The 15,924-nt window shown below is 48.7% G+C and carries 17 protein-coding genes; 16 read left to right on the top strand and 1 reads right to left on the bottom strand.

From position 1 onward, the window contains the following. Nucleotides 1-3: 3 nt before the first annotated feature. The 15 genes from LCM20_RS01495 (at nt 4) to spoVM (ending at nt 14,565) form a co-directional block, all read left to right on the top strand. Nucleotides 4-1,215 carry an MFS transporter gene (locus LCM20_RS01495; RefSeq protein WP_225193654.1) on the top strand — a complete coding sequence of 404 codons (1,212 nt, stop codon included), beginning with the start codon at nt 4-6 and terminating at the stop codon, nt 1,213-1,215. Between the two features lie 48 nt (nt 1,216-1,263). Next, entirely contained in the window at nt 1,264-2,145 is an 882-nt protein-coding gene (locus tag LCM20_RS01490) for a YicC/YloC family endoribonuclease (RefSeq protein ID WP_225193653.1), read from the top strand. Between the two features lie 83 nt (nt 2,146-2,228). Further along, a complete protein-coding gene (remA, locus tag LCM20_RS01485) occupies nt 2,229-2,492 on the top strand; it encodes an extracellular matrix/biofilm regulator RemA (protein ID WP_079480280.1) in 264 nt (87 codons plus the stop codon). A 13-nt stretch (nt 2,493-2,505) separates the two neighbouring features. Then, nucleotides 2,506-3,126 carry a guanylate kinase gene (gmk, locus tag LCM20_RS01480; protein WP_225193652.1) on the top strand — a complete coding sequence of 207 codons (621 nt, stop codon included), beginning with the start codon at nt 2,506-2,508 and terminating at the stop codon, nt 3,124-3,126. Continuing rightward, entirely contained in the window at nt 3,123-3,350 is a 228-nt protein-coding gene (gene rpoZ, locus LCM20_RS01475) for a DNA-directed RNA polymerase subunit omega (protein ID WP_225193651.1), read from the top strand. Before gmk ends, rpoZ begins: the two co-directional genes overlap by 4 nt. A gap of 81 nt (nt 3,351-3,431) precedes the next feature. Then, on the top strand, nt 3,432-4,637 hold the full coding sequence (gene coaBC / locus LCM20_RS01470) for a bifunctional phosphopantothenoylcysteine decarboxylase/phosphopantothenate--cysteine ligase CoaBC (protein WP_225193650.1): 1,206 nt from the start codon (nt 3,432-3,434) through the stop codon (nt 4,635-4,637). Further along, nucleotides 4,634-7,045, top strand: a complete 2,412-nt coding sequence (priA, locus tag LCM20_RS01465) for a primosomal protein N' (RefSeq protein WP_225193649.1) — start codon at nt 4,634-4,636, stop codon at nt 7,043-7,045. Before coaBC ends, priA begins: the two co-directional genes overlap by 4 nt. A gap of 17 nt (nt 7,046-7,062) precedes the next feature. Further along, on the top strand, nt 7,063-8,013 hold the full coding sequence (gene fmt, locus LCM20_RS01460) for a methionyl-tRNA formyltransferase (protein WP_225193648.1): 951 nt from the start codon (nt 7,063-7,065) through the stop codon (nt 8,011-8,013). Beyond that, complete coding sequence (gene rsmB, locus LCM20_RS01455; RefSeq protein WP_225193647.1) at nt 8,006-9,355, top strand: 16S rRNA (cytosine(967)-C(5))-methyltransferase RsmB; 1,350 nt, start codon at nt 8,006-8,008, stop codon at nt 9,353-9,355. The genes fmt and rsmB overlap by 8 nt, the downstream gene beginning before the upstream one ends. Before the next feature lie 13 nt (nt 9,356-9,368). After that, nucleotides 9,369-10,130 carry a Stp1/IreP family PP2C-type Ser/Thr phosphatase gene (locus LCM20_RS01450; RefSeq protein ID WP_225193646.1) on the top strand — a complete coding sequence of 254 codons (762 nt, stop codon included), beginning with the start codon at nt 9,369-9,371 and terminating at the stop codon, nt 10,128-10,130. After that, nucleotides 10,130-12,175 carry a Stk1 family PASTA domain-containing Ser/Thr kinase gene (pknB, locus tag LCM20_RS01445; RefSeq protein WP_225193645.1) on the top strand — a complete coding sequence of 682 codons (2,046 nt, stop codon included), beginning with the start codon at nt 10,130-10,132 and terminating at the stop codon, nt 12,173-12,175. The genes LCM20_RS01450 and pknB overlap by 1 nt, the downstream gene beginning before the upstream one ends. Then, nucleotides 12,172-13,053, top strand: coding sequence for a ribosome small subunit-dependent GTPase A (rsgA, locus tag LCM20_RS01440; protein WP_225193644.1), 882 nt, complete (start codon nt 12,172-12,174; stop codon nt 13,051-13,053). The genes pknB and rsgA overlap by 4 nt, the downstream gene beginning before the upstream one ends. A gap of 1 nt (nt 13,054) precedes the next feature. Next, nucleotides 13,055-13,705 (top strand): ribulose-phosphate 3-epimerase, encoded by a 651-nt coding sequence (gene rpe, locus LCM20_RS01435; protein ID WP_225193643.1) that lies wholly within the window; start codon nt 13,055-13,057, stop codon nt 13,703-13,705. A 78-nt stretch (nt 13,706-13,783) separates the two neighbouring features. After that, on the top strand, nt 13,784-14,437 hold the full coding sequence (locus LCM20_RS01430) for a thiamine diphosphokinase (protein WP_225193642.1): 654 nt from the start codon (nt 13,784-13,786) through the stop codon (nt 14,435-14,437). Nucleotides 14,438-14,484: 47 nt separating this feature from the next. Beyond that, a complete protein-coding gene (gene spoVM, locus LCM20_RS01425) occupies nt 14,485-14,565 on the top strand; it encodes a stage V sporulation protein SpoVM (protein ID WP_225194178.1) in 81 nt (26 codons plus the stop codon). 541 nt (nt 14,566-15,106) lie between these two features. On the opposite strand, the gene rpmB is transcribed toward spoVM, so the two are convergent. Beyond that, nucleotides 15,107-15,292 carry a 50S ribosomal protein L28 gene (rpmB, locus tag LCM20_RS01420; RefSeq protein ID WP_225193641.1) on the bottom strand — a complete coding sequence of 62 codons (186 nt, stop codon included), beginning with the start codon at nt 15,290-15,292 and terminating at the stop codon, nt 15,107-15,109. A gap of 242 nt (nt 15,293-15,534) precedes the next feature. Here rpmB and LCM20_RS01415 point away from each other — a divergent pair, with 242 nt between their 5' ends. Further along, the gene (locus LCM20_RS01415) at nt 15,535-15,897 is read left to right on the top strand and encodes an Asp23/Gls24 family envelope stress response protein (RefSeq protein WP_225193640.1); all 363 of its coding nucleotides are present in this window, start codon (nt 15,535-15,537) and stop codon (nt 15,895-15,897) included. Nucleotides 15,898-15,924 lie beyond the last annotated feature (27 nt).

Raw genomic sequence — 15,924 nt, 5'->3', positions numbered from 1 at the left:
ACGATGAGTTTAAAACAGAACCGTTCATTTAAAATCATATTTTTAATGGGGGCCTTTACGAATATTGGCGACAGTCTCTTTTTTATCATTTCGATGTGGTACGTGGCGAACAGTACGGATGTCGCCATCTATGCGGGGATGGCCGGTTTTCTATTCACGCTGCCGGAAGCGTTGTTGATCTTCACGGGCCCTTTCATTGATAAGGTTCATCCGAAACGAATCCTTGCAGCCGCCGCTTTTGGTCAGCTGGTGGCGATTGGGGCGATTACGCTGCTATTTCTGACAGGTCAGATGGAGGTTCTGTACCTGCTTCCGCTTCTGTTCCTTTCAGCGTGCTGTTCCGCTATTACATACCCGGTGGAAGAAACCGTACTTCCACAGATTGTGAAAAAAGAAGAGCTGGTGCGGGCGAATTCATGGTTCTCCGTTGCTTATAAGTTGTCGGATTCGTTGTTCGATAGTATCGCAGGGCTGATGCTGGTTGCGGTATCTGTTTCTTTTTTGTATCAACTGAATTTCGTTATCTTTCTGCTGCCGCTTATTCTATTGAAGTTCTTCACATTTCCTAGACAGGCAGACGAGGTGGAGCCGTTTCGTTTAAAGGAGTACCGGAATGAACTGAAGGACGGCTTTAGATTTGTCATGAACTCGAAGCTGAAGTGGATGGTGGCCCCTCTTGCAGTTTTGAACTTCTTTACGGCGCTCACCATCGTGGCACTTCCCTATTTCTCGAACGAACTGTCAGCGTCTCCATCTACCTACGGTTTTTTATTAGGAGCGGCCGGAATCGGAAGCATGACTGGTGCACTGTTGATTGGAAAAATGGAACAGGTGATGAATGCGGGGCGCATTTTGACCCTCGGTGTCGGCCTTCACGGAGTGCTTTGGGGATTGATGACGTTCAGTCAGAACACGTTCACCGCCTGTGTCTTCATCTTCTTTGCGCACGTTTGTATGGGAGGTTATAACGTCATCTACGCGTCCTTTATTCAAAGCATGACACCGAAGCATCTGCTTGGAAGGGTCAACACGACGGTCGATTCCGTCATTACCATAGCGATGCCTGTCGGTGCACTCGCGGGCGGTGTCGTGCTTGGTTTTCTCCCCGTCAGAGGGGTAATGCTGACCTTTACGGCTGCCCTGATCCTTACGAGTTTCTTCTATTTGAAGACATCCATCGATCAGTGGGGACGTGAAGAAGAGCAGAGGGTGTGAGAAAAACAGCCTCACTTGCTATAATAGAGGGAGATTGGATGTGATCAGATGGTGAGAAGTATGACAGGGTATGGGAAGGAAACGGTGCACGTCGGAGACACCCAGATTGATGTAGAGGTTCGGTCCGTGAACCACCGCTTCCTGGATATATCGACGAAAGCACCACGCCACCTCCTGTTCATGGAGGAGAAAATGAAGCGTGCAGTGAAGGATAAGCTCTCCCGTGGAAGAGTCGAGCTATTTGTCACAATAGAAGGTGAAGGGCTGTTCGATAAAAAGGTCGACGTCGATGACCAGCTGGTTTCTCAATATATCGAGAAGCTTCAGGATATCAAAGACCGATACCAGTTGACGGGAGACGTCTCAATTGATATGGTTTCTAAGTTAGACGATATTTTTACCGTTCGTGAAATCGAAGGCAGCACAGACGAGCTTCAGCAATCGCTCATCGAAGCAGTAGAACGAGCGCTCGATCGGCTTCTCTCGATGAGAGTGGAAGAAGGCCTGCGTCTTCGTGATGACTTTGAGAAACGACTGGATACGATCAAGACGATTCTCGCAAAGCTAGAAGAGAAACGTCCTGGAATCGTAGAGGAATATCGGGAAAAGATTCGTGAGAGAATTGAAGAATACGCTGGAGAAACACTCGATCCTGATCAGTCCCGTGTGCTTCAGGAGGTAGGTCTTCTTGCTGAAAAAGGAGATGTCACAGAGGAATTGACGAGGCTTGATGCCCACGTCGAACAGTTCCTTACGACCCTTGACAAGAAAGAAGCGATTGGCAGAAAACTGGACTTCGTCGTTCAGGAAATGCACAGGGAAGTGAACACCATTGGCTCGAAATCGAATGACGCTGAAGTGTCCGAATGGGTCGTCGCGTTGAAGAGCGAAATCGAGAAGGTTAAAGAACAAGTGCAAAATGTAGAATAATAATAATTGTGTTATGCCCTTATTTTTTCATATAATAGAGGTAGTGAAATTGTGGCTTGTTTATTGATAAGGAGGAGTCTGCTTTGAGTTTGCGCTTAATTAATATCGGATTTGGTAACGTGGTATCGGCAAATCGAATTATCTCCATCGTCTCACCCGAATCCGCTCCCATTAAACGTATTATTACCGTTGCCCGTGACAATAATAAATTGGTAGATGCTACATACGGGCGTCGTACACGAGCTGTCATCATCACTGACAGTGACCATGTCGTCTTGTCTGCCGTTCAACCGGAGACAGTCGGACAGCGCGTACTAAGTAACGACGAGATTTCAGACGAAAGCTAGGAGGACTGCAGCTGTGATAGATCAGAAAGGCATTCTATTTATTCTTTCCGGCCCATCAGGAGTCGGAAAAGGAACCGTACGTAAGTCGTTGTTTGAGCAGTCGACCGATTTGCGTTATTCCATCTCTATGACGACCCGCGATCCACGCGAGGGAGAGGTGGACGGTGTCGATTACTTCTTTAAGTCAAGAGAAGACTTCGAATCGTTGATCGAACAAGGGCAGCTCATTGAGCATGCCGAATACGTCGGCAACTATTATGGGACACCAAGACAATACGTAGAGGAGACGCTTGAACAAGGCAAAGACGTCTTCCTTGAAATTGAAGTGCAAGGGGCCATGAAAGTCCGCGAAAACTTCCCTCAGGGTGTCTTCATCTTCTTGATTCCACCATCCCTCGAGGAACTGAAAGACCGCATCGTCAGCCGTGGAACGGAGACAGAAGAGAAAGTGAAGAACCGTCTTCATGCGGCGAAAGAAGAAATTGATATGATGGATGCGTATGATTATGTCGTCGTCAACGACGAAATCGACAACGCCGTGACCAAAGTCCAATCCATCGTATCGAGCGAACACTGCAAGCGTGAACGTGTCGCTCACCAATACAAAAAAGCATTGGAGGAGAATGTCAAATGATGCTTGAACCGTCCATTGACTCACTACAAAAACAAATCAAATCGAAGTACACGCTCGTAACCCTTTCCGCGCGCCGTGCCCGTGAACTGAAACAGGGGAGCGCACCGATGATCGACAATCCGCAATCGTTCCAGCAAGTCGGAGTTGCGCTTGAAGAGATTCGTGACGGAAAGCTTTCTTACGTAGAAGGCGACGAAGTACACACTCGTACAGAAACAACTTAATTCACATGCTAGAAAGCCGCGCTTACAACTTTGTAACAGCGCGGCTTTTTTCGCTATGATTCATGAAGGAGGAAGACTAGGATGCTGACTGGTAAAAAAATTGTCCTTGGCGTATCAGGTGGAATTGCTGCCTACAAAGCCGCTGCTCTGACAAGCAAACTGGTACAGGCCGGCGCTGAAGTGAAAGTGATCATGACACCGAGTGCGAAGAAGTTTGTGGCACCGACAACGTTTCAGGCTCTTTCCCGTCAACCGGTTTATACGGATACGTTTGACGAACAGGACCCTTCACAAATTCAACACATTGACGTCGCAGACTGGGCGGATCTCGTTCTGCTCGCTCCTGCAACGGCTAATTTAATCGGAAAGCTCGCAAACGGACTGGCCGATGACATGCTGACAACGACGCTTCTCGCGACAGAAGCACCGGTCTACATTGCGCCCGCTATGAACGTTCATATGTACAGTCATCCGGCTGTTTTGAAGAATATGCATCAGCTTGATGAGTGGGGCTTCCGTTTTATCGAACCAGGAGAAGGTTACTTAGCATGCGGTTATGTAGGAAAAGGCCGTCTGGAAGAGCCTTTGACCATCGTCGAAGTGCTGGAGAATGAGATGAGGAAGAGCCAGCTCTTAAGCGGAAAGAAAGTGCTGATCAGTGCGGGTCCGACGCAGGAAAAAATTGATCCGGTAAGGTATTTCACAAATCCTTCCACAGGCAAAATGGGGTATGCCCTCGCACGTCAGGCGAAGGCTCTCGGAGCGGATGTAACCCTCGTTTCCGGTCCTGTCCATCTCGACACCCCTCAAGGCGTGAAGCGCGTCGACGTGACGACAGCAGAAGAGATGTACGAAGAGATGCTGCGCCATTTTCATGATCACGATCTCGTCATCAAGTCGGCAGCGGTCGCCGATTACCGCCCTAAGGTGACGTATGATCACAAGATGAAAAAATCACCTGGTGACTATGCCGTTGAAATGGAACGGACGAAAGACATTTTAGCGGAACTCGGTGCAAGAAAAGAACATCAATACTTAGTAGGCTTTGCAGCGGAAACGCAGGATATGGAAGAATACGGCCGTCAGAAGCTTGAGAAGAAGAACTTGAATGCAGTCGTCGTCAACGATGTGTCGGCAGAGGGAGCTGGATTCGGGCACGATACTAATGTTTCTCTATGGATCACGAAATCCGGGAAATCTGAAACCTTCCCGCTCATGTCAAAGGACGAACTGGCGGAACGCATTTTGAAGCGGGCGGCGGAGGAAATGTCAGGTGACGACGTGTGAGATTTGCCAGAGTCATCGTGGATGTCCCGTCCAAAAATACGAACCGACCGTTCGACTACAAAATCCCTGAAAAATTCGAGGGGGTTGTCCAGCCAGGTGTCCGGGTGATCGTTCCGTTCGGTCCTCGTAAGATCATGGGTTACGTGGTCGCTCTCACGGATCACAGCGATTTTGACAAAGTGAAGAATTTGTCCGAGGTTCTCGATGTGACTCCAGTCTTAACAGAGGAGCTGCTGCACCTCGGGAAATGGCTTTCGCAGAATACGCTCAGCTATTATGTCTCCTGTCTTCAAGTAATGCTCCCACAAGTGATGAAAGCGAAGTATCGCAAAGAGCTGTGGAAGTTATCGGAAGAGCCTCTGGACTCAGACTTAGACCGTGTTTTTGATGGCAGAGCCGTCATCGAATATGAAGAATTCGAACAGTCCGGTGTCAGCTACCCTACGCTTCGTAAACATGTCGATGACGGAGAGGTCGATGTGCACTATGAAGTGAAGAGCCGCGAAACGAAGAAAGTGATGCGCATGGTGGAGCCGAAGCTCGACGAGATAGAAATGGATGCGTTTCTGGAAGATTTATCGAATCAGGCGAAGAAGCAGCGGGCGATTGTTGAATTTTTCACGGAACATCGTGAACCGATTTTGAAAAAACAACTGCTTCAAACGTTATCGACGACTCAAGCTTCTTTGAAGCCGCTCCTTCAGGAAGGCGTGCTCCGTGAATTCGATCAGGAAGTCTTCCGTGACCCTTACCAAGACCGTGAATTTGTACGGACGAAGCCATTTGAACTGACCGAGGAGCAGGCTGAGGCGATTGCGCCGATTCTGACTACGATCGAAAATAGAGAACATGATACGTTCCTGCTGCATGGTGTAACAGGTAGCGGTAAGACGGAAGTCTATCTCCAGTCCATCCAGCAGGTCATCGACCGCGGGGAAGAAGCGATCATGCTCGTCCCTGAAATTGCGCTGACACCTCAAATGGTCGACCGCTTCAAAGGGCGGTTCGGCTCCAAAGTCGCGGTCTTACACAGCGCCCTCTCAGCGGGCGAGAAGTATGACGAATGGAGGAAGATCCAGCGTAAGGAAGTCCAAGTCGTCGTCGGAGCCCGTTCGGCGATTTTCGCCCCCTTCTCGAAACTCGGGCTGATCATCATTGATGAAGAGCATGAGACGAGCTATAAGCAGGAGGACAGGACACGCTACCATGCGAGGGACGTGGCGATTGAACGAGCGAAGCGCCATCAATGCCCGGTTGTTCTCGGCAGTGCGACACCTGCTTTAGAAACATACGCTCGTGCCGCAAAGGGGAATTATCAACTACTTACGCTGACTAAACGGATGAATGATGCGAACATGCCGGATGTTGACATCGTCGACATGCGCGATGAGCTTCATGAAGGCAACCGTTCGATGTTTTCACGCATGTTGAAAGAAAAGATCGAGGACCGCCTTGCGAAGGGGGAACAGGTCGTTCTTTTCCTGAACCGCCGTGGTTATTCCACGTTTGTCATGTGCCGGGACTGCGGCCACGTTGCGGAATGTCCGCACTGTGACATCGCCCTTACGTATCACAAACGACAGAATCGATTGAAATGCCACTATTGCTCTCACGAAGAGCCGATGCCGACGGAATGCCCCGAATGTGAGTCGAAGACCATCCGATTTTTCGGAACCGGTACACAGAAGGTCGAAGAGGCACTTGAACAGCTCATTCCGGAAGCGAGAATCATCAGAATGGACGTCGATACGACCCGGAGAAAAGGAGCGCATGAACGTCTTCTGAAGAAATTTGGAGACAAAGAGGCGGATATTCTACTCGGGACGCAGATGATTGCGAAAGGTCTCGACTTCGGAAATGTTACCCTTGTCGGGGTTCTTGCGGCTGATTCTCTATTGAATCTGCCGGACTTCCGTGCGTCTGAAAAAACGTTCCAACTGCTAACCCAGGTCAGCGGGCGCGCGGGTCGTCATAAAAAGCCGGGAGAGGTTGTCGTGCAGACGTACACGCCGGATCACTACAGTGTCGACCTTGCAAGCACGTACGATTTCGATCAATTTTTCCAGGAAGAGATGAGGATCAGAAAAGCCTTTAACTATCCACCTTATTATTTCCTCACGTTGATCACCGTTTCCCACCCGAACCAGCTGAAGGTTCAGGAGGTTACGACGAAAATCGTTCAGTTCATGCGCCAGAAGCTGTCCGATCAGTCGATTGTCCTCGGTCCGACACCGTCCGCTTTGACGAGGATCAATAATAGATATCGCTATCAATGCATGATAAAATACAAGAAGGAACCCGAGCAGCGGAAATTAGTGGAACGCATTTTACACTATTATGAAGATGAAATGAAACAAGACAACGGACTACAAATCATCGTAGATTTTCAACCGTATCAGTTAATGTAGGAAGGGAGCACCAGCTCATGACACGAATTGCGTTTATGGGGACACCAGATTTTGCTGTCCCAGTACTAGAACGATTGATGGACGATTCTTACGAAGTCGTTCTAGTCGTTACACAACCAGACCGTCCCAAAGGAAGAAAAAAGGTGATGACGCCGCCACCTGTCAAAGTGGCCGCTGAAAAGCACGGCATCCCCGTTTTTCAACCTGAGAAAATTAAGGAAGAATACGAGGAAGTACTTAAATATGAGCCCGACTTGATTGTGACAGCAGCTTTCGGACAGATTCTTCCTGAACCACTCTTGGAAGCACCGAAATATGGCTGTATCAACGTTCACGCCTCCTTGCTTCCTGAATTTCGCGGAGGAGCCCCGATTCACTATTCCATTTTGCAAGGGAAAAAAGAAACCGGCGTGACGATTATGTATATGGTGAAGGCATTGGATGCGGGTGACATGCTTTCAAAAGTCGTCGTGCCGATAGCGGATGAAGATCACGTCGGAACCCTTCACGATAAATTGTCGGTTGCCGGAGCGGATCTTCTTGCCGAAACGGTCCCTAAGCTCTTGAGCGGAGACATCACAGCGGAGGAACAGGATCATAGTCAAGCGACCTTCGCGCCGAATATCAAGCGTGAACTGGAGCTCGTCGACTGGACGAATGATCAGCAGACGGTGTACAACCACGTCCGCGGCCTGCGCCCTTGGCCGGTTGCGTTCACCTACTGGAAAGGGAAGCCGATGAAGCTTTGGTGGGTAGAGAAAGTCAACGGTTCGTTTACTAAAGAACCCGGAACGGTTGTCGACATACAGGAAGACGGATTCCTGGTGCAGACCGGTGACGGCAAAGCGGTGAAAGTGACCGAATTGCAGCCGTCAGGCAAGAAGCGCATGGATGGACAGTCTTTCGTCAACGGAGCAGGTCAGTCGCTTTCTGAAGGCGACCTATTGGGGGAAAACCCGAATGGCTAAATACGTATTACGCGAGACGGCTCTCACGCTGCTTACCCGAATCGGTGAGCAGGGGGGATTCAGCCATGTTCTTCTCGATCAGGAAATCAACAAACAGCAGCTTTCGCGTCAAGACGGTGGTTTGCTTACGGAAATCGTTTACGGAACACTTCAACGCCGTGATTTGATTGATTATCAAATTCAGCCGTTCATCGCGAAACAGAAAAAGATCAAGCCTTGGATACGCTGGCTTTTGTATATGTCGGTTTATCAGATGAATTATTTGGAGCGCGTGCCGGATCATGCAGTCCTGCATGAGGCGGTTGAGATTTCGAAGAAGTGGGGTCACAAAGGCATTTCGTCATTCGTCAACGGCGTACTGCGTAACGTCCAGCGGAAAGGGCTTCGTGGAACAGACGAAATCAAAGACCCGGTCGAACGAATCGCCATTGAAACGAGTCATCCTCTATGGCTTGTGAAACGATGGGTCGACCAATATGGCATCGACACCACCCGTGACATGTGCGAGGCGAACAACCATCACCTGCCGATGGCGATCCGCGTCCAGCCTCTTCGAATTTCAAGAGAGGAAGCGATGGATGTTCTAAGCGAAGATGGGTTCAAAGTCGAAGAGAGTGTCTTTTCTTCTCAGGGTCTCATCGTTTCAGAAGGTCACATTTTGAAGCATCCACTGTTTACAGAAGGAAAAGTGACCGTTCAGGATCAAAGCTCGATGCTCGTTGCCGAAATGATGGATTTGACGCCAGGTCAGTCTGTACTCGACGCCTGCAGCGCACCTGGAGGCAAAACGACGCATATCGCCGAAAAACTGGAAGATTCCGGTCGCGTCACGGCGTATGATTTACATGAGAAGAAGGCGAAACTGGTGACGAAGAAGGCGGCACAGCTTCAGCTGTCCTCCATTACAGCATCACAAGCCGATTCCCGAAAGCTTCAGGATCTTCACGAACCTGAAACGTTCGACCGGATTTTGATGGATGCTCCTTGTTCCGGTTTAGGTGTCCTGCGCGGCAAGCCGGATATCAAGTATCATAAGAAGGAAGAAGACATCTTCTCTCTTCGCTCGATCCAGGACGATCTTCTCGACCATGTTGCTCCCTTGCTGAAAACAGGTGGCAAAATGGTGTATAGTACATGTACGGTGGATCGTCATGAAAATGAGGAAGCCGTTCAACACTTTTTACAAACCCATCCGGAATTTGAAGTGGATCCCGCGTTCCATGAAGAACTGCCGGAAACCTTGCAACAATCGATCGGCAAGAGTGAGCTCGGATTGCAGCTCTTCCCGCAGGAGTGGGATACGGATGGATTTTTCTTAGTGAGATTTGTGAAAAAAGGATAAATGAGGTGAGTCCATGATTGGCTATTTTCTTACTGACCAAGGAAGAGTAAGAAACCATAACGAAGATGCAGGTGGTGTCTACAAGAACGATGCCGGCCAGATTCTTGCCGTTGTGGCTGACGGAATGGGCGGACACCGAGCCGGGGATGTGGCCAGTGAAATGGCGACATCTTCCTTACATAAAGAATGGCTGGAAGCAGACGAACTGCAAAAGCCGGAACAAGCAGAAGAATGGCTCGGAAACGCAATCCAGTCTGTGAATGATGAGATCAGAACGTATGCGAGTGAGCATGAGGAATGTTTCGGTATGGGGACGACCATCGTGGCCGCGATCTGTACGGATTCTTTCGCGACCATCGCCCACATTGGAGACAGTCGTATTTATTTCGCGAACGCTTTCGGATTTAAGCAGTTAACAGAGGATCATTCCCTCGTCAACGAACTCGTAAGGTCCGGACAAATCAGTCAGGAAGAGGCGGATCATCACCCGAGAAAGAACGTTCTTCTAAAAGCGCTTGGTACAGAACAGGAAATCCAGGCGGATATACAGACGATCACGTTCGAAGAGGATAATCGTCTGCTTCTTTGCACCGACGGCTTGACAAACAAAGTGAGTGACGAGGAAATTGAGACTCTTGCTTCGTTTGACGGCGACTGGCATTCATTCTGTGAAGACATGGTCGAAACCGCGAATGAACGTGGCGGAGAAGACAATATCACCCTTGCTGTTGTGCATTACCAACAGGATGTCACGACGAAAGAGGGTGCCGATTAATGCTGCAGAACCGTTTGCTTAACGATCGCTACCGAATCAAAGAAATGATCGGTGGCGGCGGGATGGCTAACGTGTACCTTGGCCATGACACGATCCTCGAACGGGACGTGGCTGTGAAAGTACTGAGGCTTGATCATGGGAACGATGAAGAATTCATCGCTCGTTTCCACCGGGAAGCCCAGTCTGCCACGAGCCTTTCCCATCCGAACATCGTCGACATTTATGATGTAGGGGAAGAAGAAGAGTTATATTATATGGTAATGGAGTATGTAGACGGAATGACGCTGAAACAGTACATTCAGCAGTTCAGTCCAATCGACATTACGACGACAATCGATATGATGAAACAGGTGGCCTCTGCGATTCATCACGCCCATGAGAATGGCATCGTCCACCGCGATATTAAGCCTCAGAACATTTTGGTCGACCATTATGGTCATGTGAAAGTAACAGATTTCGGCATTGCGATGGCATTAAGCGGAACGTCTCTGACTCAGACGAATTCGGTGCTCGGATCCGTGCACTATCTATCACCTGAGCAGGCACGCGGAGGGATGGCAACAAAGAAGTCTGATGTGTATGCACTCGGTATCGTATTTTTCGAATTGCTGACGGGAAGGCTTCCTTTTTCGGGGGAGTCAGCGGTTTCGATCGCTTTGAAACATCTTCAGCATGATACGCCTTCCTTAAGAAGGTGGATCAATGACCTTCCTCAAAGCGTTGAAAACATTGTGCTGAAGTCTACAGCCAAAGACCCTTTTCACCGATATGCGTCTGTCTCTGAGATGGAAGAAGATTTAGAAACGTGTTTGGATGTAGAGCGCATGAATGAACCGGCTTTTTCCATACCAGAGGACGATGATGAAGAGAAGACGAAAGCGATCCCGGTCATTCCGAACCATGCATACGACGACCAGACGAGCGAACAGACGATCATACACAACCAGACAAGACCGACTCAGCCGGTCCAAGACCCGGTCAAAACGGAAACGGAACCACCGAAAGAGACCAAAAAGAAGCGCAAGATGCTGCCGTGGGTTCTATCAATTGTGGCATTTCTTGCTATTTCGGGAGTGGCGGCACTGTTCCTGCTACCCGCTCTTACGCAGCCGGCTGATGTCGAAATTGCAGACGTAACGGGCCTTGAGTATGAAGAGGCCTATACCGAGCTTACCGAGCTGAACTTGAATGTCAGCGGAGAAGAGATATTTTCTGAGGATGTGGCAGAAGGTCTCGTCATTCGCACGGATCCTGCTGCAGGGTCGACTGTTAAGGAAGACACTTCTGTGACGATCTATTATAGCCGCGGAAGAGAAACCGTTGAGTTTGAGGACTACACGGGGCAGAATTTTTCTCTTGTTGAGACAGAATTAGCCGAGCAGGGATTTGAGAACATCAGGCAGATTCAGCGTTCGAGCGAAGAGGAGGAAGGCACCATCCTAGAGCATGTTTCTCCTCGTGCTGGTCAGCAGGTCATTCCAGAAGAGACGCCGGTCATTTTTGAAGTGAGCAGTGGGCCACCTACGGTCGATCTGCCTAGACTCTCCAGAATGACGGTAGAAGAGGCGACGGCTGAGCTTGAAGACTTAGGACTTGAAGTGGCGATTTCAGAAGAATACTCTCCTGACGTACCAGAAGGGGAAGTCATTTCGCAAGACCCGAGTCCTGGAACCGCAGTCCGTGAAGGTACAACGGTCGAACTTACGATATCAAGAGGACCTGAGCCTGAACCAGAACCAGAACCAGAAGAGGAAACGCCTCCGCCTGAGGAAGATCCACAGCCACGCAGTATAGAGCGTGAAGTAACGGTACCATTCGATGAAGGCTTGGAACAGGAAGAGCAGCGCGTCATCATTTACGTGGGCGATTCAGAGAACAACATCGAAGAACCGTTCCGGGAAGAAACAATAACAGAAGAGACGTCATTTACCATCCCACTTACCATTACGCCAGGCTCTGAAGCTACGTACCGTATCCAGAGAGAAGGCGAAAATATTATAAACGAAACGATTTCATACGAAGAAGCAGGTGAGAACAATCCATGACAACAGGCAAGATCATTAAGGCACTGGCAGGCTTTTACTACGTCCTTCACGATGGGGACGTGTATCAATGCAGAGGCCGGGGAAACTTCAGAAAGAAGAAAGTCACACCGCTTGTAGGCGACAATGTGGAGTTCAAGGCTGACAATCAGGAAGAGGGCTACATTCTATCGATCGACAATCGAAAGAACGAATTCGTCCGTCCGCCGATCGCTAATGTAGATCAGGCGTTGATCGTAACATCGGCAGTCAAGCCGGACTTCAACGCGCTTCTTCTGGACCGTTTTCTCGTCCTTGTTGAAGCGAAACGCATCGAACCGTTCATTGTCATTTCAAAAATGGACCAGCTGACAGATGGAGAAGTCAAAGAAATGGAGAGTTATAAAGCGATGTACGAAAAGATCGGCTACTCTGTCATTTTATCTTCTGTCAATGACCCGTCATCGATGGATCAAGTTCAGTCTCATTTGTCAGGTCGGACCACGGTGATTGCCGGTCAGTCAGGTGTCGGGAAGTCATCCCTTCTGAATTCCATCGACCCTAGACTTTCCATCGATACCGATGATATTTCGGAAAGCCTAGGTCGTGGTAAACACACGACCAGACACGTGGAGCTCTACGAAATATCAGGCGGATTGGTAGCCGATACGCCGGGCTTCAGTTCACTTGAATTCGGGGATCTCGAGCTTGATCAACTGCCGGAGTGCTTCCCTGAATTTGTAGAGGTGCAGAACGACTGCAAGTTCCGTGGATGCCTGCACAACAAAGAGCCGAAATGTGCCGTCAAGGCAGGCGTGGAGGACGGTACGATCTCACAACAGAGATACGATCATTACGTACACTTTTTAGAAGAAATTCAGAACAGAAAGCCGAGGTACTAACATGACAAAAATTGCACCATCCATTCTCGCATCTGATTTTGCGAAGCTGGGAGAAGAGATACAAGACGTAGACCGTGGCGGAGCCGATTACATTCATGTCGATGTGATGGACGGCCACTATGTGCCGAACATTTCACTTGGACCGATGATTGTGGAAGCGATCCGCCCGGTAACGGATCTGCCGCTCGATGTTCACTTGATGATTGAAAACCCTGATCAATACATTGAAGCCTTCGCGAAGGCGGGGAGTGACATCATTACGGTTCACCAGGAAACGTGTACCCACCTGCACCGCACGCTCCAATTGATCAAAAGCTACGACGTGAAGCCGGGTGTCGTGATCAATCCTGCGACGCCTGCTGAGTTCATCAAACCGGTTCTTGCGGAAGTGGACCTTGTCCTTCTTATGACGGTTAACCCTGGATTCGGTGGACAATCGTTCCTTTCATCCGTCGTTCCGAAGATCCGCCAGATTGCCGAATGGCGCGAGGAAATGGGACTCGATTTTGAAATCGAAATCGACGGAGGCGTAACAGCTGAAACCGCGAAAACGTGTACAGACGCAGGAGCGGATGTGCTCGTAGCAGGCAGCGCCGTTTTCAAAAAGGAAGACCGTAAACAGGCGATGGATGAGATCCGAAACGCCTTGTAATGTAGAAGCCTAAAGGTGTATGACGCCTTTAGGTTTTTTTATAAATCATTTTACATAGATTTCAAGGAGAGATTAGATATGACCAAAACGATTGCGATTGTTGGGGGGAGCCCGAAAGGATACATCCCAGACCTGAAAGAATTTGACGATGATCATGTGATGTGGATCGGGGCCGATCAAGGGGCTGAAGTCCTGCTGCATCAAGGCATTACGCCGGATCTTGCCATCGGGGATTTCGATTCGGTCTCGGCGCCATCCAGAAAGAACATACAAGCTCGTGCACGTATTTTCAAAGATTACCCGGATGAAAAGGATGAAACGGACCTTGAGCTTGCCATTCGAGAGGCACAAAAGAGGAACCCGGAACATATTCTGTTATTCGGGGTGACCGGAGGGCGGGCCGACCATACCCTTGCCAATATTCAAACCTTATTTCCACTGAGAAAGAAAGGAATCAACGCAACCATCATCGATCGGCAGAATAGGGTGTCATTAGTTGAGCCTGGCAAGCATACACTGAAAACAAATCGCTCTTATCCTTATGTTTCTTTTTTACCTGTCACATTGGAGGTTACCGGAATTACTTTGGAAGGGTTTTATTACCCTTTGCATGAGGCGGATCTTCCTTACGGTTCGACCTTGTGTGTTTCGAATCAACTGATTGAAGATACAGGTACTTTTTCGTTCCGGTCAGGCATACTCTTAGTAATAAGGAGCAAAGATTTGACCTAGCTAAGAGAGAATGAACGCTTTAGCTTGTTATAGGAGGAGGGGGCTCTTTGAAATTCTATACGATCAAACTCCCGCGGTTTCTCGGGGGTATAGTGCGCGCAGTCATGAGTACTTTTAAAAAAGATTAAGACCGGTTGATCTCTTACCAGGCGAGCGGATGCCGGATTCATTGTCTATTTCCGGTTAGACAAGCGGCATACGCTTGGACGCCCCGCTGAAAAGAGGCACAGAAAAGCACCCGTATCAGGGTGCTTTTTATTGTTTGTCGAACGGTTCTGTATGAAATGGAGAGTTTAAAGTGGGGTGGAAAATAGCTCGCTTTCCGTGGGGTACCGTGAGCCTCCTCAGGCTTACGCCTTCCGGGGTCTCACGCTGTACCTGTATCCCACAGGAGTCTCGCCATTTTCCACCCCACTTTGCGATAGCAGTGGATACAGAACCCTATGACATCAGGACAGCATCTATTAGCGAAGGTGCGTTTTGAGAGAATTGTTATGATGCGGCTTCTGGGAAATGATTGTGACAGTTCTGCCTCTCACTTAAGCTTTGAGTAGGGGGAGGGGGTGTCTCTTCTCGTGTGGGTGTGGGTGAGGACGGGGTTATGGGAGAGGAAGAATACATACAAAAAAAGCACCCGTTTCGGGGTGCTTTTTTTGACGCTTATTTAAATTATACGCGTTGAACTTTACCAGACTTAAGCTCGCGAGCTGTTACATAAGCTTTTTGAGGCTTACCGTCAACCATGATGCGTACTTTTTGTAGGTTAGCTTTGAATTGACGTTTATTAGCGTTCATTGCGTGTGAACGGTGGTTACCTGAACGGGTACCTTTGCCCGAAATTACACTGCGTGCCATTAAAAATCCCTCCTGTTACATACATAAATCATCAGATACTACGTTACTATATCATATCCCCAATAGCCATGCAATAAGTGAGCTGTAATTATATAAAGAACTTTTTCTTGACAGACAGAGAGATTTGTTACAAAGTATAGAAGGGGAATTATGCATAAGTCGAGCTCCCTCATGTAAGCTCGTATAAGGTAATTTGTGTTATAATGAGTAAAAGTAGTTGGAGTTAAAAAGGAGGATTCCCCATGTCCGTTGATTTGTATAACCAAAATGGTCATATTACCATTACGAACGAAGTGATTTCTACTATTGCAGGTGGAGCAGCCGTTGAGTGCTACGGCATTGTAGGTATGGCGTCCAAGAGCCAGATTCGTGACGGCCTGACAGAAATGCTGAGAAAAGAGAATTTTTCAAAAGGCGTCGTTGTCAGACAGGAAGAAGATCACCTTCATATAGATATGTATATCATCGTAAGCTACGGAACAAAAATTTCAGAAGTTGCACACAACGTACAATCTCAAGTTAAATACACACTTAGTAAAACGGTAGGCTTGTCGGTGGACTCTGTGAATATTTACATTCAAGGGGTTCGCGTGACGAGCGAATAGGTCTTTGTTGTAGTCAAAGGAGGAAGT

The organism is Halobacillus litoralis, from assembly GCF_020171725.1.
In the GTDB taxonomy this organism is placed as follows: Bacteria; Bacillota; Bacilli; order Bacillales; family Halobacillaceae; genus Halobacillus; species Halobacillus litoralis_F.
Note: the sequence above shows the minus strand (reverse complement) of the source record. Positions and strands in the feature narration are given on the sequence as shown.